This window comes from Longimicrobium sp. (assembly GCA_036389135.1).
In the GTDB taxonomy this organism is placed as follows: Bacteria; Gemmatimonadota; Gemmatimonadetes; order Longimicrobiales; family Longimicrobiaceae; genus Longimicrobium.
This window is the reverse complement of sequence record DASVQP010000007.1, coordinates 44,540-70,642: the sequence shown is the minus strand read 5'-3', so window position 1 is coordinate 70,642 and position 26,103 is coordinate 44,540. Positions and strand designations below refer to the sequence as shown.

Annotated in this window: 24 protein-coding genes; 16 read left to right on the top strand and 8 right to left on the bottom strand. The window is 69.6% G+C overall.

The genetic code is table 11. From position 1 onward, the window contains the following. Positions 1-23 precede the first annotated feature (23 nt). Positions 24-1,940: an ATP-binding protein gene (locus VF584_01830; GenBank protein ID HEX8208898.1), complete on the bottom strand. Its 1,917-nt coding sequence runs from the start codon at positions 1,938-1,940 to the stop codon at positions 24-26. Positions 1,941-2,400: 460 nt separating this feature from the next. Then, positions 2,401-3,072: a DUF1707 domain-containing protein gene (locus VF584_01825; protein HEX8208897.1), complete on the bottom strand. Its 672-nt coding sequence runs from the start codon at positions 3,070-3,072 to the stop codon at positions 2,401-2,403. A gap of 155 nt (positions 3,073-3,227) precedes the next feature. Between VF584_01825 and VF584_01820 the strand changes: the two genes are divergently transcribed. From VF584_01820 to VF584_01785, 8 genes are all read left to right on the top strand, one after another. Next, positions 3,228-3,455, top strand: coding sequence for a hypothetical protein (locus tag VF584_01820; protein HEX8208896.1), 228 nt, complete (start codon positions 3,228-3,230; stop codon positions 3,453-3,455). Between the two features lie 93 nt (positions 3,456-3,548). Next, positions 3,549-3,791 (top strand): hypothetical protein, encoded by a 243-nt coding sequence (locus VF584_01815; GenBank protein ID HEX8208895.1) that lies wholly within the window; start codon positions 3,549-3,551, stop codon positions 3,789-3,791. Positions 3,792-3,805: 14 nt separating this feature from the next. Then, positions 3,806-4,492: a 5-oxoprolinase subunit PxpB gene (pxpB, locus tag VF584_01810; protein ID HEX8208894.1), complete on the top strand. Its 687-nt coding sequence runs from the start codon at positions 3,806-3,808 to the stop codon at positions 4,490-4,492. Continuing rightward, the gene (locus VF584_01805) at positions 4,489-5,490 is read left to right on the top strand and encodes a biotin-dependent carboxyltransferase family protein (protein HEX8208893.1); all 1,002 of its coding nucleotides are present in this window, start codon (positions 4,489-4,491) and stop codon (positions 5,488-5,490) included. Before pxpB ends, VF584_01805 begins: the two co-directional genes overlap by 4 nt. 121 nt (positions 5,491-5,611) lie before the next feature. Beyond that, positions 5,612-6,382: a 5-oxoprolinase subunit PxpA gene (locus tag VF584_01800; GenBank protein ID HEX8208892.1), complete on the top strand. Its 771-nt coding sequence runs from the start codon at positions 5,612-5,614 to the stop codon at positions 6,380-6,382. A 2-nt stretch (positions 6,383-6,384) separates the two neighbouring features. Next, positions 6,385-7,572, top strand: a complete 1,188-nt coding sequence (locus VF584_01795; protein HEX8208891.1) for an NRAMP family divalent metal transporter — start codon at positions 6,385-6,387, stop codon at positions 7,570-7,572. A 1,336-nt stretch (positions 7,573-8,908) separates the two neighbouring features. Next, positions 8,909-9,922 carry a hypothetical protein gene (locus tag VF584_01790; GenBank protein ID HEX8208890.1) on the top strand — a complete coding sequence of 338 codons (1,014 nt, stop codon included), beginning with the start codon at positions 8,909-8,911 and terminating at the stop codon, positions 9,920-9,922. 92 nt (positions 9,923-10,014) lie between these two features. Beyond that, a complete protein-coding gene (locus VF584_01785) occupies positions 10,015-10,998 on the top strand; it encodes a hypothetical protein (GenBank protein HEX8208889.1) in 984 nt (327 codons plus the stop codon). A gap of 379 nt (positions 10,999-11,377) precedes the next feature. Here VF584_01785 and VF584_01780 read toward each other — a convergent pair whose 3' ends face one another. Further along, positions 11,378-13,297: an ABC-F family ATP-binding cassette domain-containing protein gene (locus tag VF584_01780; protein ID HEX8208888.1), complete on the bottom strand. Its 1,920-nt coding sequence runs from the start codon at positions 13,295-13,297 to the stop codon at positions 11,378-11,380. A 178-nt stretch (positions 13,298-13,475) separates the two neighbouring features. On the opposite strand from VF584_01780, the gene VF584_01775 reads away from it, so the two are divergent. From VF584_01775 to VF584_01760, 4 genes are all read left to right on the top strand, one after another. Continuing rightward, positions 13,476-13,763: a hypothetical protein gene (locus VF584_01775; GenBank protein HEX8208887.1), complete on the top strand. Its 288-nt coding sequence runs from the start codon at positions 13,476-13,478 to the stop codon at positions 13,761-13,763. Positions 13,764-14,010: 247 nt separating this feature from the next. After that, the gene (locus VF584_01770) at positions 14,011-15,045 is read left to right on the top strand and encodes a carboxypeptidase-like regulatory domain-containing protein (protein HEX8208886.1); all 1,035 of its coding nucleotides are present in this window, start codon (positions 14,011-14,013) and stop codon (positions 15,043-15,045) included. Between the two features lie 284 nt (positions 15,046-15,329). Continuing rightward, positions 15,330-15,731 carry a response regulator gene (locus tag VF584_01765; GenBank protein ID HEX8208885.1) on the top strand — a complete coding sequence of 134 codons (402 nt, stop codon included), beginning with the start codon at positions 15,330-15,332 and terminating at the stop codon, positions 15,729-15,731. Next, positions 15,728-17,419: an EAL domain-containing protein gene (locus VF584_01760; protein HEX8208884.1), complete on the top strand. Its 1,692-nt coding sequence runs from the start codon at positions 15,728-15,730 to the stop codon at positions 17,417-17,419. The genes VF584_01765 and VF584_01760 overlap by 4 nt, the downstream gene beginning before the upstream one ends. Positions 17,420-17,723: 304 nt before the next feature. Here VF584_01760 and VF584_01755 read toward each other — a convergent pair whose 3' ends face one another. The 5 genes from VF584_01755 to VF584_01735 form a co-directional block, all read right to left on the bottom strand. Beyond that, complete coding sequence (locus VF584_01755) at positions 17,724-18,227, bottom strand: SRPBCC family protein (GenBank protein ID HEX8208883.1); 504 nt, start codon at positions 18,225-18,227, stop codon at positions 17,724-17,726. Next, a complete protein-coding gene (locus VF584_01750) occupies positions 18,224-18,571 on the bottom strand; it encodes a metalloregulator ArsR/SmtB family transcription factor (GenBank protein HEX8208882.1) in 348 nt (115 codons plus the stop codon). Before VF584_01750 ends, VF584_01755 begins: the two co-directional genes overlap by 4 nt. A gap of 158 nt (positions 18,572-18,729) precedes the next feature. Then, on the bottom strand, positions 18,730-19,791 hold the full coding sequence (locus VF584_01745) for a hypothetical protein (protein HEX8208881.1): 1,062 nt from the start codon (positions 19,789-19,791) through the stop codon (positions 18,730-18,732). Next, entirely contained in the window at positions 19,788-20,681 is an 894-nt protein-coding gene (locus tag VF584_01740; protein ID HEX8208880.1) for an outer membrane beta-barrel protein, read from the bottom strand. The genes VF584_01745 and VF584_01740 overlap by 4 nt, the downstream gene beginning before the upstream one ends. Then, complete coding sequence (locus tag VF584_01735) at positions 20,678-21,541, bottom strand: hypothetical protein (GenBank protein HEX8208879.1); 864 nt, start codon at positions 21,539-21,541, stop codon at positions 20,678-20,680. Before VF584_01735 ends, VF584_01740 begins: the two co-directional genes overlap by 4 nt. Positions 21,542-22,004: 463 nt before the next feature. Here VF584_01735 and VF584_01730 point away from each other — a divergent pair, with 463 nt between their 5' ends. The 4 genes from VF584_01730 (at position 22,005) to VF584_01715 (ending at position 26,044) form a co-directional block, all read left to right on the top strand. Then, positions 22,005-23,297, top strand: coding sequence for an aldo/keto reductase (locus tag VF584_01730; protein HEX8208878.1), 1,293 nt, complete (start codon positions 22,005-22,007; stop codon positions 23,295-23,297). Between the two features lie 16 nt (positions 23,298-23,313). Continuing rightward, on the top strand, positions 23,314-23,982 hold the full coding sequence (locus VF584_01725; GenBank protein ID HEX8208877.1) for a hypothetical protein: 669 nt from the start codon (positions 23,314-23,316) through the stop codon (positions 23,980-23,982). An 85-nt stretch (positions 23,983-24,067) separates the two neighbouring features. Beyond that, a complete protein-coding gene (locus tag VF584_01720) occupies positions 24,068-24,739 on the top strand; it encodes a hypothetical protein (GenBank protein HEX8208876.1) in 672 nt (223 codons plus the stop codon). 594 nt (positions 24,740-25,333) lie between these two features. Beyond that, entirely contained in the window at positions 25,334-26,044 is a 711-nt protein-coding gene (locus VF584_01715) for a dienelactone hydrolase family protein (GenBank protein HEX8208875.1), read from the top strand. The last annotated feature ends 59 nt before the right edge of the window (positions 26,045-26,103 follow it).

The following is a 26,103-nucleotide window of genomic DNA, read 5'->3' as shown; positions in this document are numbered from 1 at the left end:
GGTACCGCGCGGGGCCTCGCGAGTCAACGGGCAGGCGCGGCGGGAAGGGTGAATGAGAAGGTGCTCCCCGCCCCCGGCGTGCTCGCCACCTCCACGTGGCCGCCGTGCGCCTCCACGATCCCCTTTACGATGGGGAGCCCCAGCCCCAGCCCGCGCCGGTCGGTGCGGCGCGCCTGCCAAAAGCGGTCGAAGAGGCGCGGGAGGTGCTCGGCCGGGATCCCCGCGCCGGTGTCCGCCACCTGGAAGCACACGGCTCCCTCCATCCCCTCCGCGCGCAGTGTGACGGTGCCCCCTTCCGGGGTGAACTTGATGGCGTTGCCCACCAGGTTGCTGAACACCTGCACCAGGCGGTCGCGGTCGGCGTAGAGCGTGGGGAGGCGGTCGCCCGCGTGGCACTTCAGCCGCAGCCCGGCGCCTTCGGCGAGGGGGCGCATCATCGTCTCCACCTCGTCGAGCAGGGTGGGGACCTCCACCACGGAGCAATCCACCGCCAGCCGCCCCGTCTCGATGCGCGTGATGTCGAGCAGGTCCTCGATCATCCGGTTCATGCTGTCGATGGAGCGCTTGATGATCGCCAGCTGCTTGCGCACCATCTCGTCGTCGTCGGGAAGGACGTCGAGGAGGAAGGACGAGCTCATCCCCACCGTATGGAGCGGGTTGCGCAGGTCGTGCGAGACGATGGAGAGCATCTCGTCGCGCGTGCGCACCGCCGTCTCCGCCTCCCCGCGGGCGCGGCGCTCCTCCTCCATCACCAGCGCGCGGCGGAAGGCGACCGAGAGGAGGTCGCCCATGGCGCGGGCGTGGGCCGCCTCCTCGCCGCCAAAGGTGCCCTGGCCGGGGGAGCGGAGGAGGATCAGCGCGCCGAGCACCCCCTCCTCGTCGGCCAGCGGCACCACCAGCCCGGTGCACCGCTCGCACGACTTCTCCAGGTAGGGCGCCATCGACTCGCCGATCTTCGCCACCTCGGCCAGGGCGCGGGGCTCGCGCGCCTCGATGATCTCTGCGGTGAGCGACCCCGGGTACGGCGCCCGGGTGCCGAGCGGGGGGACGCCCTCTCCCGAGCCGGCGACCACCACCACCTCGTGCGCCTGGGCGCGCTCCACGTACGCCCCGAACGCGCGGGTGGAGTGCACCGCCTCCTCGGCCACCTTCTCCACCATCTCCCGCACCGAGAGCGCGCCGCTGAGCGTACGGGCGAGGGCGCGCAGCGACGCCTCCTTCTCCACCCGCACCGCCACCTGCGACGCGAGCCGCCGCTCCCGCACCGTCAGCGCGGTGACGGCGCCGACCGCGGCCAGCGCGAGCGCGGTGAGGAAGACGGAGCTGGCCAGCTCCATCCGCTCGTAGCCGCGGATGCGGTCGCGCCGGTCGGCGGCGATCCACTCCAGCTCCTTCTGCACCTGCGCGGCCGACCTGAGCGCCGCTTCGTAGTGGTGCTGCTGCACGCCTACCAGCGCGGCGAAGCGGTCCGGGGGCACCTCGCCGCGTGTGAGGGCCACGCCGGGCTCGCGCCAGGCGCGCACGTGCCGGCGCAGGTCGGCGACGCGCGCCACCGCCTCGGGGCCCAGGCGGCGCGCGTAGCCCTCCAGGCGGTCCATCTCGCGTTCGGCTTTGGCGGCGGCGCGGGCGCTGCGGTCCAGGAAGGCGGGGTCGCGGTTGATGATGTAGCCGCGCCCGGCGGAGACCTCCACGGCCAGCGCCTCGTCCACCTCGCCCTCGGCTCGGCGGGCGGGCTCCACCACGTCGATGATCTCGCGGCGCAGCAGCTCGCTCCGGCGCTGGAGGAGCGCCGGCACGAGCACCAGCCCCAGGAGCGAGAAGACCACCAGCGAGAGCGGAAGCCAGGTGTTCCGTCCCGGGACGTGCGGGCGGCGGGCGGGCGCGCTTGGTGGCGTGTGCTCGCGCCTGGAGGGCGTGCGTGGTTCGTCGTCCGGGGTCATGGCGGCGCTTTGGGCAAAGGGCGGGCCGCGTGGGGGCACATCGGGGCCGGCGGTTGAAACCGCTGCAACAACCGCGGGAAGCCTGCCTGCGCAGGGTCCGGGGGCGGGGATTGGTGGAGGGCGGCAGAGGCGGTCCGGCGGCTGGTCGCCGGGGGATGATTCCCCCGGCGGAACGACGGGAAGGCGGCTGAAGCCGGCTCGAGAAGCGCGGCATCGGACCCGGAGTCCGCGGAGGCGGGCCAGCGGCGGATTCATTCGCACGTGGGGCGGGCCGCGGAGCATCTTCAGGGCACGGGCTGCCCCTACGAGGTTCGGGTGCGGGATACGGGGTCGAGACGGGAGAGAGGGCGGGCGCGATGAATCGCGCCCCTACACGGATGTCCTCGCCGAGTCCGCGCAGGCGGACTTTGTGCTGTTGTTGCCGCGAGTTTACTCGCCACAGACTTGCCGCTGCCCTCGATCAGCTCCCCAGCCGGCGCTGCTCCTTGGCGGCGCGGCGGAGCTCGCGGTGGCGCTGGCGGGCCTCGCGGGCGGTCTCGCCGGGGTGGCGGACGCTCACTTCCACGCCGGCCATAAGGACGAAGCCGCCGATGCGCAGGACCGGGGCGTCCGGCGGGGGAGGGTCCACCGTGCGGCTGTGCTCCTCGAAGCCGCCCATCAGCGCGATTCCGCTCATCTCCACGCGCACCCCCGGCGGCACCACCACCTCCACGCCGCCCATCCAGGCGAAGACGTTCAGCTCCGTGATGCCGGGGGGCATGCGCGCTTCGCGGAAGTCCAGCTCGGCGCCGCCCATCACCGCGATCACGTTGAGCTGGCGTGAGGGGGTCCAGGCTCCCTTGCGGGTGGCGCCCGCCATCACCGCCACGATCGTCTGCTGCGGCGAGACCTGCGATGGGTGCGCGAGCTGCGTTCCCGCGCTCACCACCGGCTCGGGAGCGTGGACGGCGGGGAGGTCCGCCACCAGGGCGCGGAGCTGGTCCACCGTGGAGGCGCGCTGGGCCTCGTCCAGGCGCGATTGGAGCTGGTCGGCGTCGATGTGCTCCTGCGCGAACCCGCGGCAGAGCTCGGCGATCGTGCGCTCGCGCGTCTGCTCCAGCGGCACGGGATGGAGCGGCTCGGGACGGGACATGGCGCTTCGCGGGGCTGGGGCGGTTCGTGTGCTGACGCTTGCTGGCGACGCAACGTAGAGGCCGCTCCGGGGCGCAACAAGCCCGCCGGGCATGGTCGTTGCGCGATGTGGCCTCACGTGATTTATCCGATACTACTCCAGAGAGGGAAATGCCAATGCGAATCCGCAGATCGCTGGCCACGCTGGCGCTGGTGATGGGAGCGCTGTCGGCAGGGTGCACGGCGAAGGTGGAGGACGAAGGCAAGCTCCCTGACGTGGAGGTAAAGGGCGGCGAGGCGCCGAACGTGGACATCGATCCCGCACAGGTCAACGTCGGCTCGGACACCAACACGGTGGTCACTCCCACGGTGGACGTGAACTCCACAGAGGGGAACAAGCAGTAACGATGGGTCGGGCGCGGGCGGGCACCTTCGGGTGCCCCGCCTGCGTCTTCTTGCGGACATACACCCCTGTCTCTGGGGATGAGGAGCGGATCGATGCAAAAGTGGATGGCGGCCGCGCTGATCGTGGCCGTGCTGATGGGTGCGGGGTGCAGGGGAAAGGCGCAGGGCGCGAACCGTGGCGGGGCTGCGGGCTCCGACGCCGGTGGCGGCACCGCGTCCGCGGCGGGCGGCGGCGCCCCGGCGGACGAGGAGACCGTCCCCGGCGGCTTCACCGTGGACACGCAAAAGGTGGAGAACCTCAAGGGCGCCGGGGTGTCGGTCAACGAGCCCGACTGATCGCCGCCCCCGTGATGAGGATCGAGCCGCTCGGGGACAGCGCCGTCCAGATCGTCCTGGGAGATGCCCCCGACGAGCCGACCCGCCGTCGCGTCGCGGCGGCTGCGCGGCGACTGGATGAGTCCCGCCTTCCCGGCCTCATCGAATGCGTCCCCGGCTTCACCTCGCTCACCATCCACTACGATCCGGTCCGGCTTCCCCCGTCGGATGCGGGCTGGCTGGACTCTTCGCTCGCCCATCTCCTCGACGAGCTGGATGAGTCCGCGGGCGACGATGGGCGGCTCGTGGAGATCCCCGTCTGCTACGGTGGCGAATTCGGGCCGGACCTGGAATCGCTCGCATCGCTGCACGGGCTCACCGCGGACGAGGCCGTCGCGCTCCATGCGGCGGGCGGCTACCGGGTGCACCTGGTTGGCTTCGTCCCCGGCTTCCCCTACCTGGGCGGCCTGGACGCGAAGCTCGCCACGCCGCGCCGGGAATCGCCGCGCACGGTCGTGCCCGCGGGGAGCGTGGGGATCGGCGGCGCGCAGACGGGGATCTATCCCGTGGAGTCGCCCGGTGGCTGGCAGCTGATCGGGCGCACGCCGCTGCGTCTCTTCGATGCGCACCGCGACCCGCCGGCCCTGCTGCGCGCGGGCGACCGCGTCCGGTTCGTCCCGGTGGATGCCGAGGCGTTTCGGCGGATGGAGCAAGGCGCGTGATCGAGGTGCTCCGTCCGGGCCTGCTGACGACGGTCCAGGACCTGGGCCGCACCGGCTTCCAGGACCAGGGCGTGCCCATGGGCGGCGCCGCGGACCCGGTGGCGCTGCGCATCGCCAACCTGCTGGTGGGGAATCCGCAGGGCGCGGCGGGGCTGGAGATGACGCTCGCCGGGCCGCGGCTCCGCTTCGCGCGCACCGCGCTGATCGCGCTCGGCGGCGCCGGGATGACGGCCGATCTGGACGGCGTCCCGATCCCCTTCTGGCGGCCGGTGCGGGTCCGCGCGGGGGAGACGCTCGACGTCCGCGGGGCGCGCACCGGGTGCCGGGCCTACCTGGCGTGCGCGGGCGGGATCGCGGTGCCGCCCGTGCTCGGCAGCCGCGGCACGTACCTGCCGTCGGCGTTCGGGGGGTTCGAGGGGCGCGCGCTGCGAACCGGCGATCGTCTGCCAGTGGGGAAGGCGGAGGCGAGGTCGGCCGCCGTGCGTACCGCCATCGAGCGGGAGGGTCGTAGGAACGGGGTCGCGTCGTGGCGGGTGGCCCCCAGCGCGCTCCCCGCCTACCACGCCGAGCCCGAGCTGCTGCTGATGCCGGGGAGCCACACGGATGCGCTCACCGAGGCGTCGCGCGCGCGGCTCTTCACCGAGCGATTTCGGGTGAGCCAGCACACGGACCGCATGGGGTGCAGGCTGGAAGGGCCGGCGCTTGCCCTCTCCGCTCCAATCGAGCTGACCAGCGAGGGGGTGGCGCCCGGGACGGTGCAGCTTCCGCCCGGCGGCTCGCCCATCGTGCTCATGGCGGATGGCGGCACCACGGGGGGCTATCCGCGCATCGGCCACGTGGCCGCGGTGCACCTCCCGCTCCTGGCGCAGCTTCGCCCCGGCGACCACCTTCGCTTCCGGCAGACGACGCTGGAGGAGGCGCACCGGCTCCTGCGTGCGCGCGAGCTCGCCCTCACCCTGCTCGCGGACGCCCTTCGTCTGCGCAGCGCCGGCATCTGAACGGCAGTTTCACACAGAGACACGGAGGAACAGGAGAGGGCACGGAGGAACTCCGCCGAAACCCTCCTCCTCTTGCTGTTCCCTCTGTGTCTCTGTGTGAGGCTGTTCGACACCTGGGGCTATGAACCGAACGATCGATCTCAACTGCGATCTGGGAGAGAGCTTCGGCGCCTACCGGATGGGCGACGATGCGGGGGTGCTCCCGTTCGTGACCTCGGCAAACGTGGCGTGCGGCGCGCATGCGGGCGATCCGTCCGTGATGCGCCGCACCGTGGCGGCCGCACTGGAGCACGGGGTCGCGATCGGGGCGCATCCCGGATTCCCGGACCTGGCTGGCTTCGGGCGGCGCGAGATGAGGATCTCGCCGCAGGAGGCGTACGACCTGGTGCTCTACCAGGTGGGCGCGCTCGCCGCCTTTGCGACGGCCGCCGGCACCTCGCTGCGCCACGTGAAGCCGCACGGGGCGCTGTACAACATGGCCTGCGCCGATGCCGCCCTCGCCGAGCCGATCGCCCGCGCCGTCCGCGACCTGGATGCGGGGCTGATCCTCTTCGGCCTCCCAGGAAGCGAGCTGCAGCGCGCCGCCGAGGGTGCGGGGCTCCGCTTCGCGCGCGAAGCCTTTGCGGACCGGGGATACGCGGAGGATGGCTCCCTCGTCCGCCGAGGCGCGCCGGGGGCGATGATCGACAATCCCGACGATGCGGTGCGGCGCGCGGTGGAGATCGCCGCCGAGGGGCGCACCCGGACGGCGGACGGCGCCGAGCTACGGCTGGAGGCGGACACGATCTGCATCCACGGCGACCGGCCCGATGCCGCTCTTTTCGCGCGCACCCTGCGTGAAGGGCTGGAAAGGAGCGGCGTGCGGGTGGCGGCACCCCTGAGCGGAGGCTGAGCGTGGAGCAGCGAGAACGGAGGAGCGCGCTGATCGGCGCGGCGTTCCTGATGGCGACGTCCGCCATCGGGCCCGGGTTCCTGACCCAGACGGCCGTGTTCACCGGCAAGCTGGGGGCGAGCTTCGGCTTCGCCATCCTGGCGTCGGTCATCCTCGACATCGGCGCGCAGCTCAACATCTGGCGCGTGATCGCGGTGGCGGAGCGGCGCGCGCAGGACATCGCCAACATGGTGGCGCCGGGGCTGGGGACGCTCCTCGCTGTGCTGGTGGTGCTCGGCGGGCTGATCTTCAACATCGGCAACGTGGCGGGCGCCGCGCTGGGTCTGCAGGCGCTGCTGGGGATGCCGCTCGCCACCGGGGCGCTGGTCAGCGCGGGGGCGGCGGTGGGGCTCTTCCTCTTCCGCGACGCCGGGCGGGCGATGGACCGCTTCGCGCAGGTGCTTGGCTTCGTGATGATCGCCCTCACCCTGTACGTGGTGGCGACTTCGCGGCCTCCGTTCGGGGAGGCGGTCCTTCGCTCCGTGGCGCCGCTGAAGCTGGACTGGATCGCGGTGGTGACGCTGGTGGGCGGCACGGTCGGCGGCTACATCACCTTTGCGGGCGGGCACCGGCTGCTGGACGCGGGGATCTCCGGGCGGGCCGCGCTCCCCGAGGTGTCGCGCAGCGCCGTGACCGGGATCATCGTCACCAGCATCATGCGCGTGGGGCTCTTCCTGGCGGCGCTAGGCGTGGTCTCCGCCGGCTTCAAGCTGGACCCCGCGAACCCGCCCGGCTCCGTCTTCCAGCACGCGGCGGGGGAGGTGGGGCTGCGGCTCTTCGGGCTGGTGATCTGGTGCGCGGCGGTGACCTCGATCGTGGGCGCGAGCTACACCTCGGTTTCCTTTCTGCGCACCCTGAGCACGCGCGTGGAGACGCGGCAGCGCACCGTAATCATCCTCTTCGTCGTCCTCTCCACCGCGGTGTTCCTGGCCGTGGGACGCCCCGTGCAGCTCCTGGTGGCCGCCGGCGCCGCCAACGCGCTCGTCCTGCCGCTCGCTCTCGGCGCGATGCTCCTGGCCGCGCGCCGCGTCGCCATCATCGGCGACTACCGGCATCCGGTCTGGATGTCCGTTTTCGGCTGGGCGGTGGCGGTCGCGATGGCGGTGATGGCCGTGTATACCATCGTGACGACGGTGGCGGGGATGTGGTGACACCGTCTGGTGGCAATGAATAGGTAGTCACCGCCCCCCGCTCTGTGTGTGACAGTAGCCACGCGGGCGATCCAGCCTGCAGAGGTAAGGCCGCGTGCTTGACCAGGTGCGACAACGCCTTCTCCATTGACGGAAAGTTCGCGAGCCGTTTACGTTTCGGGACGGAGATGCCAGAATTGGCGCCCGCGGGCCGGAAGAGCGAACTGCATATGTTGGCGGTGAGTTGAGTGTAGCTTTGAAGGGCTACCGCGCTCCGCAGCACGGGCGCGCGACCCCATCTTTCCCGGGTAGCCAAATCCGCACCCCGACGGTTTGTTCGCCCGCCCCCACCTTTTCAAATAATGGGGACTATGAACAAGCGAAACTCCAAGTTACGGCTATGCTCGTTCTGGAGGGTCATTTCTACGGCGGGAATAGTCGGTATCATGATGGTCGGTGGATGCGAGCAAGCAGACGCACCCATTGCCGGACCGGTGTCGGCACCCTCACCTGCCGCGTTGCGGCGCTATGTAACTGGGGATGCGGCCGCCGCACTCAATAGCCAGGGCCTCTTCTCGTTCGCCGCTCCGAGTTCACCGAGTGCACGCCCGATCATCACGGCGCAAAGAGCCGGGGAACTGGCCCTTGCGTCAGTGCGGACCTGGGGTCCATCGCTCCACGAAGCATGGGTAGGGGAGCGCGGCAGACCTTTCGATATCCAAGCGCTGCGCGTGGATTCGCGTATTCTCTTCGTGAAGACTCCTTACGGTCGCTTCCCAGACGGGTACCACCCCGCGTACGCACGGCTATACGGCCCCTACTATATCGTCCAGTTGAATTCCGGATCCGAACCCACCTTGCTGGTCTCCGTATCCGCATACGCAACAGACGTTACGGTCGACGGGCGCGGAATCGTGCACAGGCCGGTAGAACGTGGGAACGAGTTTGTTCACCAGGTGCTGCCCGCGACACAGCAAGACTGGTTTGTGTCGCCCGAGGGCGCGGTGGAACGGGTCGGGCGTGAGAGGGGCGCTCGGGTGACCCGAACCCCCGAGCTCATCCGCATCAACAAGAAACACGTCCCATCTTCCGCGGTCTGGAAGCTGTCACTTGACCGGGACATTGACGTAATGCACGACGGCCGTGCAACCCCCCTGCGCACCCGCGAGTTATATGTACCGACCGCTCGTGGCGCGCCGATGATGGTACGGGTAGCGAATGCTGGAAGAGTGGAATCCGCGCACGTTCTCGTCCGGACGGGACGCGAACTGCGCAGCGTGCCTCTAGAAGTTCCAATCGTTGAGGGCGAGACTACGGCCTTCAGTGCTCTGGGTGCGCACGAGGGAGGGCTCTGAGCATGAACAGAACAATTGCCACGATTTTCGGGGCCGGCGCGCTATCCGGATTGCTCACGGGATGCGATTTTGAAGCCGCCAAGGGCTGCGAGCGGCTCGGATACTTCCCGAGCAGCAACGCCTTCGATCTCGAGTACGACATGAAACTACCGGACACTTGTCCGGTTGCACTCGCCACTCCCGGTACGGATACGAAATACGCCGGAGCCAATCTCTTCGATTTTGGGCAGGAAGACTTCGACGAGGGAGTTGCGATCGTGTACAATTCGAAGGGCGAGGTGGTCGCGGACGAGAGGGAGGAGTTCCGGTTCTTTTACAATCCGGAGCCCACCGCGCAGCACTGGCAGGCGCGACCGAAAGCCGAGTACGTCGCAGCCACGGGCACAAAACAGGTAAGCGACCATGATATCGCAGAGTTCAGTGGCTGGGAGGACGGGGTAAAGCGGGCCTGGGCCAAGGTCAAGATCAACTACCGGCAATCGTCGGTTTCCACGAAGCTGACGGGAGAACAAATTCCGACGCCGGGTTCGACACATATCTGGAACGCCCCGACAACCGGCGGATCTCCTGGATACATGTACCAGTGGTATCGGAATGGAACACCGGTGGGGAACGGGCCCTCGTACACTGCTAACGCGGGATCATCTGCGTTCGACCTCCGCGTCGAAGTCACCGACCAGACGTGGAGCACCGTGGCGGCTGTGCTGATGGTGAAAGTAGGCGGTGTCGAAGCCTCCGTGGCGGGCCCTATACTCGTGTACTCAAGCTCCGGAGGCGGCACCTGGAATGCGACCGGACGCGGCGGGACCGGGGCATACACCTTCGAGTGGTACCTGGACGATACATACGTGGGGAGCGGCCCCTCGTTCAGTGGGTACCCCGGCGAAAACACACACACCATACGCGTTGACATGAGGGACTCAGCAGGAGCTTTCGATTCGCACTCGTTTTTCGTGAGAGGGATCGGAAGTGGTGACGGCACCTGCGAGCCCGTATTTCCCGCTGTTGCCTGCTGAGACGCTGGGGAATGGCTTGATCTACGAGCCATTTTCCCGTGCAGGTATAGGCGACGATCACGCTTCGTGCACTACCGCCACGGCAACTAACGATGGCCTCGAAGAGCATCTGGTACGCGATGAGAAACGAACGCTTTCGACCCTCGAAACTGGCGCTGTTCGTTGCGCTAGCGTTCGCTTCTGCTTGTGGCGACGCTGGCATCACGGAACCAGGAAGCACTGAAGACGTGCGGCCGTTCGTTACGGGCGCTGCGTCGGCGAGCGTGGATGCCCAGGGGCTGTTCGTGTTTCCCACACCGGTTTCACCGAGCGCGCTTCAGATCCTCACGCCCGAACGCGCGCGGGAACTGGCCGAGGCCCATGTCCGGACCGATGGTCCAAACTTCGAGAAAGATTGGGAGAAAGAGCGGGGTGCAGGGATTGACCTCGCTACCCTTCGTGCAGATCCGCGCGTGCTGTATGTGCCGACTCCCTTTAGCCTTATGCCGGAGGGGTACCACCGCTCGTATACCCGCGAGCTAGGACCGTATTATCTCGTGCGGATGACATCCGGGCGAGAGGTCGTTCTTTACATCGCGGTCGCCGCGTACGCGACCGAAGTAGCGATTGACGCGGATGGGAAAACCCAGCGTCCCGCTCTCGGTCGGGGCGGCGAGTTCGTTGTGCACCCGATTGCGCGGGACACCGCTCAGTACCGGATGTTCACACCTGAGCAAGCGGCGATCCTGGCGGGACGCATGACCGGGGTGCGGGTGAGCGAGATTCCGGTGCTGGTGCAGCAGCAGAAGCCCTACAGTCCTACGATCTCGCTCTGGAGGCTGACGCTGGAGCGGCCGGTGCGGGTGCGTGCCGCGCAAAGCGCACGAAGCCTGGACGTGAGCGAGATATACATAGATGCTCTCCGGTCGTCCCGACTGCAGATCCCGGTGCTGAACCAGCCTACGAGCGATACCATATTCGCCCTTCGTGCGAGGCCGGACGGTAGCCTGATAAACTCGGACCCGGAGAGGCTCCTTATCCCGATCCTGGCGGGAGCGCCTACCCACTTCGAGCCGGTGATCGTCGAGTCGCGCTGATCCCTCTTCAGTAGATATAGGCGAGCCCCCACCCGCTCATCACCTCGCGGCCCCTCCCCCAATGACCACCCGGGGGAGGGGCGTTTGCATGCATGGGTGCGCGTGGGTGCGCCACGGCGCGGGGGCGGGCACGGGCAGCCACGTGGGGCGGCCCCTACGAGGATCGGTGCGAACCACCGGGGTTCGCGGTGGGGGAAAGGGTGGGCAGACACGCAGGTCTGCCCCTATGGAATTGGTGCGTGGGGCAGCGGTCGAGGCGGGGCGAGGGTGGGCGCGATAAATCGCGCCCCACCGGATCTGCGCGCCGCAAACGGTGTTCTCCCCCTCGCCCGCCCTGCGCCCCCGCAGGCGGGGGAGGGGGCCGGGGGGAGGGGGCCCTCTACCGCACCGCCCCCGCCACCTCCTCCAGCTCCGCCCAGCGGGCGTACAGAGCATCCACCTGCTCGCTGGCCTCGCGGAACTGCGCGGTCACGCGCTGCACCTCGTCGTTGCCGGCCGCGTAGAGGGCGGGGTCGGCGAGGCGGGCTTCGAGCTCTTCCTTTCGGGCTTCGGCCTTCATGATCGCTTCCTCCATCCCCTCCAGCTCGCGCTTCTCCTTGTAGCTCAGCTTGCGCTCGGTGGAGGGGCGGGCAGGGGCGCCGGGGGCGGGCTTGCGCGCGGCGGGGGCGGCGGCCGCGGCGGCTTCGGCTTCGCGCTGCTCCTTGAGGCGGCGATACAGGTCGTAGCCGCCCGCGTGGCGGCGCAGCTCGCCGTTCCCCTCGAAGGCGATGAGGCCCGTGGCCACCTTGTCCAGAAAGAAGCGGTCGTGCGTCACCAGGAGCACGCAGCCGGGATAGTCGGAGAGGACGTCCTCCAGCACCTGGAGCGTGACCAGGTCCAGGTCGTTGGTGGGCTCGTCCAGGATCAGCAGGTTCGCCTCGCGCAGGAAGAGGCGGGCGAGGAGAAGCCGGTTCTTTTCGCCGCCGGAGAGCGACTTGACCTTCTGGCGCTGCTGTGGGACGGGGAACAGGAACGTCTCCAGGTGCGAGCGCAGGTGGATGCGCTCGCCGCCCACCACCACCCAGTCCTGCTCGGCGGCGGCCTCGTAGACGGTCTTCTCGGGATCCAGCTCTTCGCGGCGCTGGTCGAAGTAGGCGATGTGCGTGTTCTTGCCGAGCTCCACCTCGCCGGCGTCGGGATGCTCGGTGCCCATGATGATGCGCAGGAGCGTCGTCTTCCCCGCCCCGTTGGGGCCGATGATGCCGATTCGCTCCCCCGCCTGCAGGATGGTGCTGAAGTCGCGGACCAGCGTGTGGCTCCCGAACGCCTTGCTGATGCCGTGGAGGTTCAGCACCGTGCGCCCCAGCCGCGGCGCGTCCGCCATCGCGATCTCCACCGTGGTGCGGTTGGGGAGGCGCTTGTCGCGGTGCTCGGACTGCAGGTCGTCCAGGCGGTTGATGCGCGCCTGCTGCTTCCCCGTGCGGGCGCTGGGGGAGCGGCGCACCCAGGCGAGCTCCTTCTCCAGCAGGCGGCTGCGCTTGTCCGCCTCGACGGCCAGGCGCGCGGTGCGCTCGGCCTTGGCTTCCAGGTACTCGGTGTAGCCGCCGGGGAAGGCGGTCAGCTCGCCGGGGGTGACCTCGATCATCCGGGTGACCACGCGGTCCAGGAAGTAGCGGTCGTGGGTGATGAGCATCACCGCGCCGGGGTACTCGCGCAGATGCCCTTCCAGCCAGAGCGTGGTGTCGGCGTCCAGGTGGTTGGTGGGTTCGTCCATCAGGAGGAGCTCGGGCTGCTGCAGGAGGACGCGCGCCAGCGCCACCCGCTTCCGCTCGCCCCCGCTCAATCCTTCCACCGGGCGCTCCCAGCGGTCCACCTGCAGGCGCGTGAGGATCGCCTCCATGCGGTGCTCGTAGTCCCATCCGCCCAGCGCGTCGATGCGCGCGGCCAGCTCTCCCTGGCGCGCGAGCAGGCGGTCCGTGTCGCCCTCGCCGCGGGTGAGGCGGCCGCCGACTTCATGGTAGGCGGCGATGACCTCGTTCAGCTCGGGGGTGCCGCCGGCCGCGGCGGTGAGGATGGTGGCGCCCGCCTCGAACTCCGGCTCCTGCTCCAGGTAGCCCACGCGCATCCCGCGCTGATAGGCGAGCGTCCCCTCGTCGGGCGGCTCCATGCCGCCGATGATCCGGAAGAGGGTGCTCTTCCCCGACCCGTTGACGCCGATGAAGCCCACCTTCTCGCCCTCGTCGATGGCGAAGGAGACGCCGTCGAAGAGGACGCGGGGGCCGAAGCTCTTGTGCAGGTTCTGGACGTTGACGACGTTCATGCTCGCTCGATGGATGGGATCGCCGGGATGGCGCAGCCCAAGAGTACACGCCCGCCCCCTCCCGGTTCAACCCGCCGGGAACTCGCGGGGCTCCGGGCGGTATCGTGAGTGGGCCGTCGTCTGTTTCTTGCACGGGAAGACGCCAGGACCGGAAACCCTGCGAAGCGCTGGATTCGCCATGCTGATGATGTGGTTGCTGTTCTTCTTTCTGGCGTTCGGCGCGAAGGCGCTCCTCGCCCTGGTCATGATCTTCCTGGTGCTGGATTCGGAGCGGGACTGCGCGAGCTGCGCGACCGAGACGCTCCCCCTCCAGATGACCGGGTGGGACCGCGTCATGTCCGTGCTCAGCCTGGGCTACGTGCAGCGCCGCTGGTGCCCGCGGTGCGGCTGGGAAGGGCTCACGCGCACCGGGAGGATGAACCGCGCCGGCGCCCCCTCGTCGTCGGGAGCGCCCTCGCTGCGCTGACCTCCGATCCCCAGGCTGAAACTTTCGACGCCCCGCCCACACCGGCGGGGCGTCGTGTCGTTGGCGAGCGGCGGAGTGTCCCCGCGCACGGACAGCGGCGGTATCGCGCGGATTCGCGGCGGATGAGGGAAGCCGTTGCGGTGCATCCACATCGGCGGCGGGAACGGACGTTCCGGGACGGGGCCCCGCGCTTGCCTTCAAGCGAGTCGTCCGCATTCATCCGTTTCCTTCCGTCCCTCCCGCTTCCATGATCTCCCGCCGCATCCTCCTCGCCGCGCTCTGCGCGATCCTTTCCGCGTCCGCCGCCGGGGCACAGACCGCCGTCGTCCAGGGGCACGCCCTCGCCAACGACGGCACGCCGGTGCCGCTCTCGGTCGTCCGGCTCCTTCCGTCGGCGGGGGGCCAGGGGCGCACCGTGCTGACCGACGCGCGTGGCGCCTTCCGCTTCGACACGGTGGCCGCCGGCAGCTACCGCCTGCGCATGGAGCGCATCGGCTACACCGCGCCGCCCTCCGCCCCCTTCACCGTGGCCGACGGCGCGACCAGCGAGCAGACGCTGCGCGCCGCACTGCAGGCGGTGGTGCTGGAAGGGGTCTCCACCGGCCGCCCCGCGTGCTACACGGGCGACCGCCTCGGTGAAGCCCCGGCCGTGCAGGCGCTCTGGCGCGAGGCGATGAAGGGCGTGGAGCAGCGCCGCGCCTTCGCCGCGCAGTACGCCTACCGCTACAACCAGCGCACCCGCGGAACGGCCCACCTGCGCCTGGTCCGCGACAAGCGCATCAACAGCGACACCACCATCATCATCCACCCGGACTCCGCCCGCGCCCGCCGCGCGCGTGCCGTGGCCGCCGGTGATACGACGCAGACCAAGTCCCTCATGATCAACATTCCCAGCGAGCTGACGCTGGTGCACGAAAGCTTCCTGGTGGGCCACTGCCTGGAGGCCAACCCGCAGCTCGACTCCACCGGCGCCTGGACGCTGCGCTTCCGGGCGCTGCGCTCCGCCCGAGGCACGCTCAACCTTTCCGGCGCGCTGCGGCTGGACTCGCGCACCTTTGCCGTCCGCCAGATCGAGTTCCGCTACCTGGACGGGCGGCGGGAGTGGGCCGCGGGCACGCTCGACTTCGGTGAAGTCTCCACCCCGTTCGGCGCGGTGCGCCTGCCGCGCTCCGCCCAGGTGCGCGCCGACCCCGACGGCGCCATGGGCCTGGTGATGACGCGGCTGGAGGGAACCGTCGACTTCCACAGCTATCGGGCCTTCGAAAAGGTGCGCGGCGGCTGAAGAAAAAGCATCACACAGAGAGCACGGACGGAACCGCGAAGGCACAGAGAACCTCTTTCTGTTCTTCTTTCCGTACCCTCCGCGTCTCTGTGCGAGGCCCTTCCCTCACCGTCCACCTGCATGCGCAAGTCCGTGCGAGAGCCCACGTAAACGGGGGAAACGCATGCGCTTGCACGCGGTAAGTGGCTCGCTTCTTGCCCGCCGGGGCACACCATCCGCGGGTCCCAACAAGGCCTGCCCCTTCCCCCACGCACCACCGATCCGCCCCGGCGGAGGTGAGAAACGTGACCTCGGTAGATCCAAAGCAAACCATCCTGGTGGTGGACGACAACCTGGACAACGTGGAGATCCTCCGCGCCTTCCTCGAGTCGCGCGGCTACACCATCGCCGAGGCGAGCGACGGGAAGTCGGCGCTCGCCAAGATGGAGACCGTCAAACCCGCCCTGGTGCTGCTGGACGTGATGATGCCGGGGATGGACGGGTGGCAGGTGTGCCGCGCCATCAAGAACCACCCGGAGTTCGGCGGCACCACCAAGGTGGTGATGGTGACGGCCAAGGGCGCCTTCGAAGACAAGTTCGAGGGCCTCCGCTCCGGCGCGGACGACTACGTGGTGAAGCCGGTGGACTTCAAGGACCTGCTCGCCAAGGTGCAGCGGAACCTTGCGGCCCAGGGGGGCGCGGCGTGAGGATCGTAGGCTACGTTCGCGACGAGAGGCTGCAGGCGGCCGTCGAAGAGGCCGCGACCGCGATGGGCGCCGAGCTCACCCTGCTGCAGGCCGGCGAGACGGGGGCCGCGGGGGCCGAGGCGCTCACCGCCGCGCTCCGCACCCACCCAGACGTGGCGCTGGTGGAGCCCCGCGCCGACCTCCTGGCCACCGTGCGCGACGAGACGGGGGCACGGGGGATCTGCATGCTGGTGGCGTGCAGCACAGACGAGGAGGTGCGCCGCGCCGTCGCCGCGCGGGCGGACGACTGGCTCTACCTTCCCACCACGGCGGACGAAGTGGCGTCGCGCGTGTGGGCGGTGAGCCAGCGCACGCGCCGCGGCGAGGGCCCCAGCGACCAGACGCAGGCCGCCGAGCACCTGCGCTACGAGGAGCTCCTCTTCGACCGCTCCACCGGCTTCCCCACGCTCCCCGTGATGCTGGAGCAGGGGCGCGACATGCTGGAGCGGCGCGGGCGCATGACGGTGCTCTACATCCAGTTCGTGCGCTACAGCAAGCTGGAGGAGATCTACGGCTGGGAAAAGCTGGACGAGGTGCTGCAGACCACCGCCAACTCGGTGCGCGAGTTCTACGACCGGCGGCGCAGCAAGGAGGAGTCGCTCCTGATGGTGTCGCACACGGGCGACGACGACTTCATCTTCTTCACCGACCTGCCGGACCCCGTATCCGAGGCGGAGCAGCGCATCAACGAGCTGGCCACGGAGCTGGAGGGGCACGTGCGCGCGCGGCTGGAGGGGGAGCACGGCGAGGACGTGGCGGGGCTGTTCGAGATCTACATCGGCTCGGCGACGCTCTTTCGCAACCCCAAGGTGCGCACGGAGCGGCAGATCTACCGCGGGATCCGCGAGGCGTCGGCCGCGGCGCGCGGGGTGGAGAGCCGCGAGCGCACCCGCAAGGTGGCCGACCTGAAGACGCTGCTGCACGACGAGAACGTCTACATCGTATACCATCCCATCGTGGTGACGGCCACGCGCGAGGTGTACGCCTACGAGGCGCTCGCCCGCGGCGGAATGCGCGCCCTCCGCTCGCCCGAGGTGCTCTTTGGCGTGGCGGAGGAGGCGAACCTGATCTGGGAGCTTTCGCGCCTCTGCCGCAAGCGCGCCATCGAGGGGATCGACACGCACCTGCAGGAGAACGAGCTCCTCTTCCTGAACATCGACCCGCACGACTTCCGCGACCCCACGTTCCGCTACATGGACCTGGACGAGCTGGGCGTGGAGCACCCGGAGCGCATCGTGCTGGAGATCACGGAGCGCACCGCCATCACGGACTACCCCAAGTTCGTGGGGTACCTGAACGAGTTCCGCGAGCGCGGCTTCCGCTTCGCCGTGGACGACGCGGGGAGCGGCTACGCGGGGCTGGGGAGCATCGCCAACCTGTCGCCCGACTTCATCAAGCTGGACATCTCGCTCATCGCGGGGATCGACACCAACTTCATGAAGCAGAACCTGGTGGAGACGATGGTCTCCTTCGCCAACGACCACGGCATCAAGGTGATCGCCGAGGGCGTGGAGCGCGAAGAGGAGTTCGACGCCGTGAAGCGCCTGGGCGTGCACCTTACGCAGGGCTTCCTCTTCCACAACCCCGGCACCATGCACCACGCCGGCGGCGGAATGGGGCACGGGGTGAAGGGCGAGCCGGGGCACTGAGGGCCCCCGCGGGCCCCCTCCCCCGCTCGTTCCTCGCGGCCCCTCCCCCAAAACTACCTGGGGGAGGGGCGTTCGCATGGATCTGCCCCGTCACCCACCGTCACGGGCGCGATTCATCACGCCCGTGTCCGGCGCTGCTCCGTCACCTGCCCTCGGCACCGAAAGCCGTAGGGGCCGCCCCACGGGGCTGCCCGTGCCCGCCCCCGCACCGCCGCCTGCATTTCGCACCGAAAACCGGTAGGGGCGGACCTGCGTGTCCGCCCTCCCTGCCGCCACCTCGCCCGCGGCGGTCGGGCCAGCGTCCTCAGCCTTCGGCGGCCGCGAGGTCCATGTAATACTGCTTCTGCGACGGGTAGTAGTCGTTGAAGTCCGGCATCGTGTCGCCGGTGCGGGAGGCGACCAGGTTGTCGAGGTAGTACTCCCACCCCGGCCCCACGTCGCCGATGTTGGTCTTGTCGTCGAGGTGCTGGGTGAAGCGCATCTCGGTGACGCCGGCGGACTCGCTCAGGTGCGCCTCCAGGCGCCAGTCGCCGTAGTCGTTGATGGCGCGCACGGCCAGGTGGCGCGGCGGCTCGCATGCCTCGATCAGCATCTCGGACGCGGGACCTTCGGCCTCGAACGCCATCGTGTAGCGGATCGTCCGCCCCGCCCCCGGCTCCCCCGTCCACGGACCCCACCACCGGGCGGTGCGCTCCGACTCCGTGATGCTCGCCCACACGTCCTCGATGGGTGCGCGAAAGGTGCGGACGATCACGAGATCACTACCCTCCGGCGTGCGGACGAGGCGTCCCATGGGGGTTGGGTTCATGCGGTTCTCTCCTGGGGGATCGAAGGGGATTCACGGCGTTCGCGCCGCGTGCGGTACACCTCGGTCTCCAGCGCGTCCAGGGGACCGGACCAGCGGTCGTGCAGTTGGGCGATCCACTCCTCGAGCGGCGCCAGGGGAGCCGTGTCGAGCCGGTAGAGCCGCTCGCGCCCACGCACCTCGTCCACCACCAGCCCGCACTCACGCAGCACGCGCAGGTGGCGGCTCACCGCGGGCCTGCTGATCTCGAAGCGGTCCGCGATCTCTCCGGCCGACATCACCCGCTCCCGAAGAAGCATGAGGATCTCGCGCCGGACCTGGTCAGCGATGGCAGAAGCGACTTCCATGCTGGATATGTAACCTACTTGTTACTCTTCGTCAAGAACGATGAATACTCGCCCCAGAACATGGGAACGTGCCAATGCCCCCGCCCCCTCTCCCACGGCAGTTTGTGGGAGAGGGTGGCAGCTGTAAGCTGCCGGGTGAGGGCCCTCGCGCGCGCCGCTCAGGGGCAGGGCGACGTCGCCTCGCCGCGGGTGCGGAGGATCGCGGCCTCCGCGAAGCACGCGCGGCGGTTCTCCGCGGCCAGGGTGCGGACGCGCTGGCTCAGATCGGACACGGCAGGCGAGCCCGGGTAGCGCGCCGACAGCGCGGCGACGCTCCGCTGCGCGTTGCGGAGGGTGGCCCCGGCGTCGTAGTAGGCGCCCTGGTTCTTGAGCACCTGCGCTACGGCCAGATCGGCGCGGACTTCGGACAGCTCGCGCGCGCTCGGCGCCGCGACGGGCGGCGGGGTGCGCCGGGCCGGGGCCTCGGGCGTGCGGCGCGCGGGAGCCTCCGCGGGCGGGGCGGGCGCGCGGCGCGGCACGGTACGCGATGCGCGCGGCTCCGTCGTGCGCGTGGAGCGAGTAGCGACCTCCGCGGGCGGCGTTGGTGTGCGGCGCGGCTCGGTGCGCGGCGTGGCCCTGGGACGCGTCCGGGGCGCGGCGCGCGGCTCCGTGCGTGATGCGGCCGGCGCGGACCTGGACTTCGGCTCCGTGCGCGATGCGGTGGGCGCGGCTTTCGGCTTCGGCGTCGTCCTGGGCGGCGCCTTCGGCTTGGGGCGCTCACGCGGGCGGTCCGGCTCGCGCACGGCGATCCGCTCCGCAGGGGGCTCGGCAGGACGGGGCCTGGGCGGCGCGGGCGACTCGTCGTCGCTCTCCGTCCGCGGCGCATCGGGTGTGTCGGAGTCGATGGCAGCTTCGGCGGCGGGCTCCGACGCGGCGGTGTCGGCGCTCGCCACGTCGGCGCGGTACGCGGCGCGATTGGGCGGGGGAGTCGCGAGGAAGGTGACCACGACTACCCCCAGAGCGATGCCGAGCTGCGCGCGCCCCGCCCCCGCCCGGGCCACGGCGTAGCCGATCGCCAGCGCCCCGCTCAGCCCCGCGAGCACCCACGCCACCGTGCGCAGCGCCGGCACGGCCCCGGCGACCGCCAGCAGGAGGGCCAGCCCCGCGAACGGGTTCTCCCCCGGCCTGCGGCGCGGAGGAGACGCGATGGTGTCGTCCGGCCGCGGCCCTTCGCGGTTCATGGGGCCGGGGATCGGTTCGCGCCCGGCGTCCAGCTCAGCCCCACCATCACCCAGCCCCCGCTTCCGCCCGCGCCCTCCTCGAGCCCCCCGGGCGCGTCCGCACCTACCTGGCTGATCGACCCGAAGACCCTGCGGTAGCTGGCATCGAGCGCCACCCTGGGCGTGACCGCGAGCCGCACTCCGCCCGCGCCAGACACGCCAAAGCCGGTCGCGCTCCGCCTCTGCGTTCCCTCGCCGTCCGTGTACTCCATGGTGATCACCGATACCGCCGCGTCCACGTACGGGCGCAGGATGGCGCGCGCCGGGAGGAAGACGACGCGGGCGCCGAGGTCGCTGTTCCCCAGGTCGTACGCCTCACCCTCGGCGGGGTCGATACCGGCGAAGGCGCCGCGCGCGAAGACTGCGAAGTGCGACCCTCCCACGCCGAACTCCACCGCCGCGCCGTGCCCCGCCCCGTCGCCGTCGCCCTCGTCCGGGGTGAAGGAGCCGTTCGCGTATCCGAAACCGAGGAACGCCAGCGGCCGTCCGGAGCGGCGCGTGGCTGGGGCCTGGGGCGCGTCGGGTGCAGCCGGGGCGGGCGGGGCGGGCGGGGCGGACGACTTCGGCAGGGGGCCCCGGTGCGTCATGCACTGCGAGGGCTGGCGCAGGCCCGCCAGGAGCTCCGTGGTGGCGCCGGCGGCGGACAGCACCGCCAGCGCCCGGTCGTCCGGGTCGAAGTGGATGCACCGCTGCTGCACCAGCAGGAGGATGCGCGTGCTGCTGACGTCGCTGCGCAGGAGCTCCTCCACCTCGGCCAGCGTGAAGCCGCGCTGCTGTGCGGCGGCCGGCGCGGCGAAGAGAAGCGCGAGCGCGACGAGCGGCACGCCCCAGCGCAAGTGAGTGGCGGTCATCGGGGTGTCCTCTCGGCACGCGGTTTCGAGTCGGTCATGACCGAGGACCAGCGCAGGGCCACCATCAGCCGTTCCCCGCGCCCGCGGAGTGGATCGGAGGCCACGGGAGGAGCGTCGCCGTCATCCTTCACCTTGTACGAGATGGTGGACCTGCGGTACGCCGCGTCGATCCCCAGCCTGCTGGTGAGCTGGAGGAGGACTCCCCCCGCCACCGACCACCCCCACCCCGACCTGTCGCCCCCGGCTTCCTGGGGGTTGGTGTACGTGATCTCGGAGTATCCGCCCCCCAGGTCCACGTAGGGGCGGATGAACCACCGCGCGGGGAAGCCGAGCGCGCGCATTCCGAGCTCCGTCTGTCCCACCGTGTAGTGGGGGCGCGGGTCCGGGTTCACGTCCGCGAAGTCCCAGCGCAGGAAGAACAGGATGGGGTCGGCCCCGGCTGACAGCTCCAGCGCGGCGCCGTGGCCCACGTCGGTGGACCCCGCGGACCGGAACGTCTCTCGGTTGTAGCCGATCACGAACGACCAGACGCCGTCCGCCTCCGCGGCCGTGTCCGGCGCCTCTGCCGGGGCGCGCGCGGGTTGGGCGTTGAGGGCGAGCGTGGTGCACTGCCCCGGCGAGCGAAGCCCCGCCACCAGCGCCTCGGAGCCACCCGCGGCCGCCACCACCTTCATCGCCGCGTTGTCAGGGACGAAGTGGATGCACCGCTGTTGCACCAGCAGGAGCACGCGCTCGCTGGCGACCCCGCTGCGAAGGAGCTCCTCCACCTCCGCGAGCGTCAGGCCGCGCTGCTGGGCGGCCGCCGGGAGGGTGGACGCGCAGAGGATGCCGGCCAGGAAAAGCGATCGTAGGGTGCGCATCGGGAATGGCGGATGGGCAGGCGGCAGGAGCGGCATCTGGTTGGTCATGGCGCCCCGTACGGACAACAAACGTTGTTCGTTTCGCGTTGCGGCGCAAGGGGATACAACGGGGCCACACCGGGGAATGGGCGCCGCGCGACGACCGCACCGGCGGGACAAGCACCGGGGGGTGAATCTCCGGCTGGAATGACGCGACGCGGGGCGGGGCGTGGTGGCCGTGCCGGTCCAGCGGAGGCGAAGGGGCGTGCGGATGGTGGGATCAATCCCGAAAACAAGGGGGTCCATCCCCGCGGTATTGGCGTGGACGCCCGTTGCGGCTATCCCTGTTCCACGCCGCCGAGCCGTGGTCCGGACGTATTCCCGCGTCGCGCATCCGTGAGGCACGCACGGAGGCTCGGCACATGGTGAGGCTCAGCGGCCGCCACCCATGCGTAGTTCCCGTGAACCCCAACCTGGGCCCCACATGGTCAACCGCCGCGAGTTTTTCGGAATCACCCTCGGCGCCGGTGCTTCGCTGGCGCTCAATCCGACGCTGCTCCGCGCATTCCAGAAGCCGGGCGCAGCGCTCATTCAGCGAGCCATTCCGTCCTCCGGTGAGATGCTCCCGGTGATCGGACTCTCGTTCTCGAACCACGCGTTGTGCGCGGATCCCGCCGCGCTCAAGGAGGTCCTGAAGACGTTCGCCGACAACGGCGGCAGGGTCTTCGACGCGCAGCACGGCAACGCGGCCGCGGAGCAGTTCCACGCCACGGCCGCCAACGAGCTCGGGATTCAGAACAGGCTCTTCTGGTCGACGCGGGGTATCCGCCCCGGCGGGCCCGGCGGCCCACCGCAACCCGGCGCCGACGCCGTGCAAGCGCACGTCGAGATGTGGAGAGCGAAGCTCCAGGCGCCCAGGATGGACCTGGTCATGGTGCCCCCACAGGGGGACCCGGCGCACCTCGCCGCCCTGAAGGAGGAGAAGAGGGCCGGGCGCGTCCGGTACATCGGCGTGCAGGTGATCGCCGATCCCGTGTACCCGCAGCTCGAGGCGATCATGCGCAACGAGCCGATCGACTTCATCGGCATCGACTACGACATCGCCAATCGCGCGCGCGTGGAGGACACGATCCTGCCGCTCGCCCTGGAGCGGAAGATCGGCGTGATGGCTTTCTTCCCCTTCGGCAACAATGGCGGAGTCAGCTGCGGGAGTGGCGCCAACCTCTTCGGGCGCGTCGGCGACAGGCCCCTCCCGGAGTGGGCCGCCGAGTTCGACGCCAGGACGTGGGCGCACTTCTTCTTGAAGTACGTCATCAGCCACCCGGCCGTCACCGTGGCCCGCGTGGGGACGACCAAGGCGCACCACATGCTCGACAACATGGGCGGCGGCATCGGCCGCCTGCCGAACGAGGCGACGCGCAGGCGCATGGCGGAGCTGATCGACGCGCTGCCGCCGGTCACGATGGGGGGGGGCGGACCTGCGGCGGAGGCGGCACACGGGCCTCCAGGTTCCATGGTGCTGCCCGCGGCGGTCCTCGACCGCTACGTGGGTGAATACAGAACGGCAACCGGGGACACCTTCAACTTCCGCCGCTACGGGACGATGCTGGTCGTGAAGGCCGGCCGCGGTCCAGACACCGTCATCTACGGGCGCTCCCAGACCCGGTTCCAGCTGGGCCCGAATTTCATCGAGTTCCAGGTCGGCAGCGCCGGAAAGGCCACCGGGCTCATCTACGAGCGGGGCAGCCAGAAGATCCCGGCACCACGCATCCGCTAGCAGGAGGCATTTCGAAATGATCGCCAATCGATGCGCGGAGGGGATCGCGGCAGGTGTGCTCGCTCTCTCGTTCGCCGCGGGGCCCGTACGGGCGCAGCAGCAGGCACCCGTACGCGTACCCGTGTCAGTACTCCAGCGGTACGCGGGCGAGTATGACCAGAACGGGAGCACCGTCAAGATACTCCTCAAGGGAGACACACTGTTCCGGGAGGTGCCGGGACAGCGGATGGTCTTGAGGCCGATCTCCGAGACCCTGTTCAGGGTGGGCCCCATGTTCACGGCGGAGTTCGTGACCGACCAGGCGGGCGGGGTGACGCAAGTCGTCAGCTCCGGGACAATCCAGTTTCGGCTCCCACGCAAAGAGTCTAGCCCAGCGGCGCCACCGGCGCCGCCAGTCGCTGCGGTGCGTGTTCCCAGGCCGGTGCTCGAGCGGTACGTGGGCACATACGAATTCCTCCCGGGCCAGATGGGCCGAACCGATCTCAGAGCCAGGATAACCCTCACGGGAGACACACTCGTGCGGACGTTGAGCGAGGACGTCGTCCTCACGCCGATCTCCGAGACCCTGTTCAGGGTGGGTGATACATCGTTGGTGACGGAGTTCGTGGTCGATGACGCGGGGGTCACGATGATCATGGGCTCGGGCTTCCAGCAGCTGCTGGCTCGCCTCACGTCGAAACCCTGATCGCAGCCCTCCAGCTGCTCGGCCACCCTACCGGGGCAGCCAGAAGGCCCCGGCATCACGCATCCGCCAGGAAGAGGCATTTCGAATGATCAATCATCGATGCGCAGCAGGGATCGCGGCAGGTGTGCTCGCTCTCGCGATCGCCGTGGGGCCCATACAGGCGCAGCAGCAGGCACCCGTACGCGTACCCGTGCCGGTACTCCAGCGGTACGTGGGCGAGTATGACCAGAACGGGAGCACCATCAAGGTGGTCCTCAAGGGAGACACACTGTTCCGAGAGGTGCCGGGACAGCGGATGGTCTTGCAGCCGATCTCCGAGACCCTGTTCAGGGCGGCCCGGATTTCAACGGTGGAGTTCGTGGTGGATCAGGCAGGCGGGGTGACGCAAGTCGTCAGCGACGGCGCCGGTGTCGAGTATCGGCTCCCCCGCAAGGGGTCGCGCGCAGCGCCGCCACCGGCGCCGCCTGCCGCTGCGGTGCGTGTTCCCAGGTCGGTGCTCGAGCGGTACGTGGGCACATACGAATTCCTCCCGGGCCAGATGGGCCGAAACGATCTCAGGGTCGAGATTCGCCTCGTGGGAGAGACCCTGATCCGTTCGATGCAGGATGACCATGTCCTCACGCCGCTTTCGGAGAGCCGGTTCAGGGTGGGCAATACGTCGCTGGTGACGGAGTTCGTGGTCGACGAGGCGGGGGTGACGCAGGTCATGGGCTTGGGCTTCCAGCAGCTGCTGGCTCGCCTCACGTCGAAACCCTGATCGGAGCCCTCCGGCTGCTTGGCCACCTCGACGCCCGTGCAGTCCTGGGCGGCACTGTGAGAACCCGATGGTTGCCCACGATTGCGGCGGGCCGGCAATCGCGCGCGTTGAGCCGGGCGAAACGCGGTGGCTGTCGCGGTCGTTGCGACCGCAACTCGGCTGAGCTACCCCATCGTCGTTGTACGGACGAACCGACATGCTGGCGGAAGACCGGCAATGACCGTCCCAATGTGTCCGGCTGGCGGTGAACTGCGGTAATCGCGTAGCTATGCACGGTGCACTCTTTTGCCTCATGCTTGGAAAATCATCGTGAAACCGATGGCAATGCTAGTCGCGGCAGGGATCGCCGGATGCACCGTCTCCCCGCACGGGTCGATCGTGATGCCGTCCGGTCTGACGACGCCCCCGGCGCCAACAGGACAAGATACCTGTGCCGTCTCACGTCCTGATTTCGGCGGGCCGGCCTCCGGTGCAGAGCGCGCACTCTTCGCATACGACACCACCGCCCCCCTAAATCTGACGAAGGCCGTCGAATCCAGGGACAATGGCGTGGAGGTAAGTGTCGTCTCCTTCAGTAGTCCAGATGGAGGGACGGTGCCCGGGTTGCTCTTCGATCCAACTTCACGCGCCGGTCTGCGCCCAGGCGTGATCATCCTGCCGGGCGCCGGCGGCGCGGCGCGTCACATGACGGTCGAAGCCATGAGGCTCGCGAGGCACGGCGCAGTCGCGATCGCCATTACTCCGCCGTCCGCTCGCCGGAGCGGCCCTTGGCGCCAATTCACCATCCAGGACCGGACCGAGCAGATCCAGCTCATGAAAGACCTGCAGCGCACCGTCGACGTTTTGCGTACGCGGCCTAACGTCGATCCGCAGCGCATCGCGTTTCTGGGGATCAGTTACGGCGGTACAATGGGTGTACAATTCGTTGGCCTCGAGCGCCGGCTCAAGGCCGCGGTATTGCAAGTGGCAGATGGGGGCCTCGTCACGCACGAGACAGGTCCGGGAGACGGCAACCTTGCCAGACTGAGCTGCGGTGCGCGCAATAGTTGGCTGCGGGCTATGGTTCCCATCGAGCCGATTCGCTTCATCCCGCATGCGTCGCCCACGCCGCTACTGTTGCAGAACGGGCGGGTCGACAACTTCGTGCCCTCGGCTGATGCGGAACTCTTGCACCTTGCCGCGCCCGAGCCGAAGACCATCCGCTGGTACGATGCGGGTCATGCGCTCCCACCCCAGGCTGTGGCAGACAGCTACGAATGGCTGCATGCACACATCGGTCTCGACCTGCTAAAGCCACCGAGCTGATTCCAACTCGTGGCTGCGCATCGCTCCGACTCACCCCTGCGGCCGTGGGTGGCTCGTCG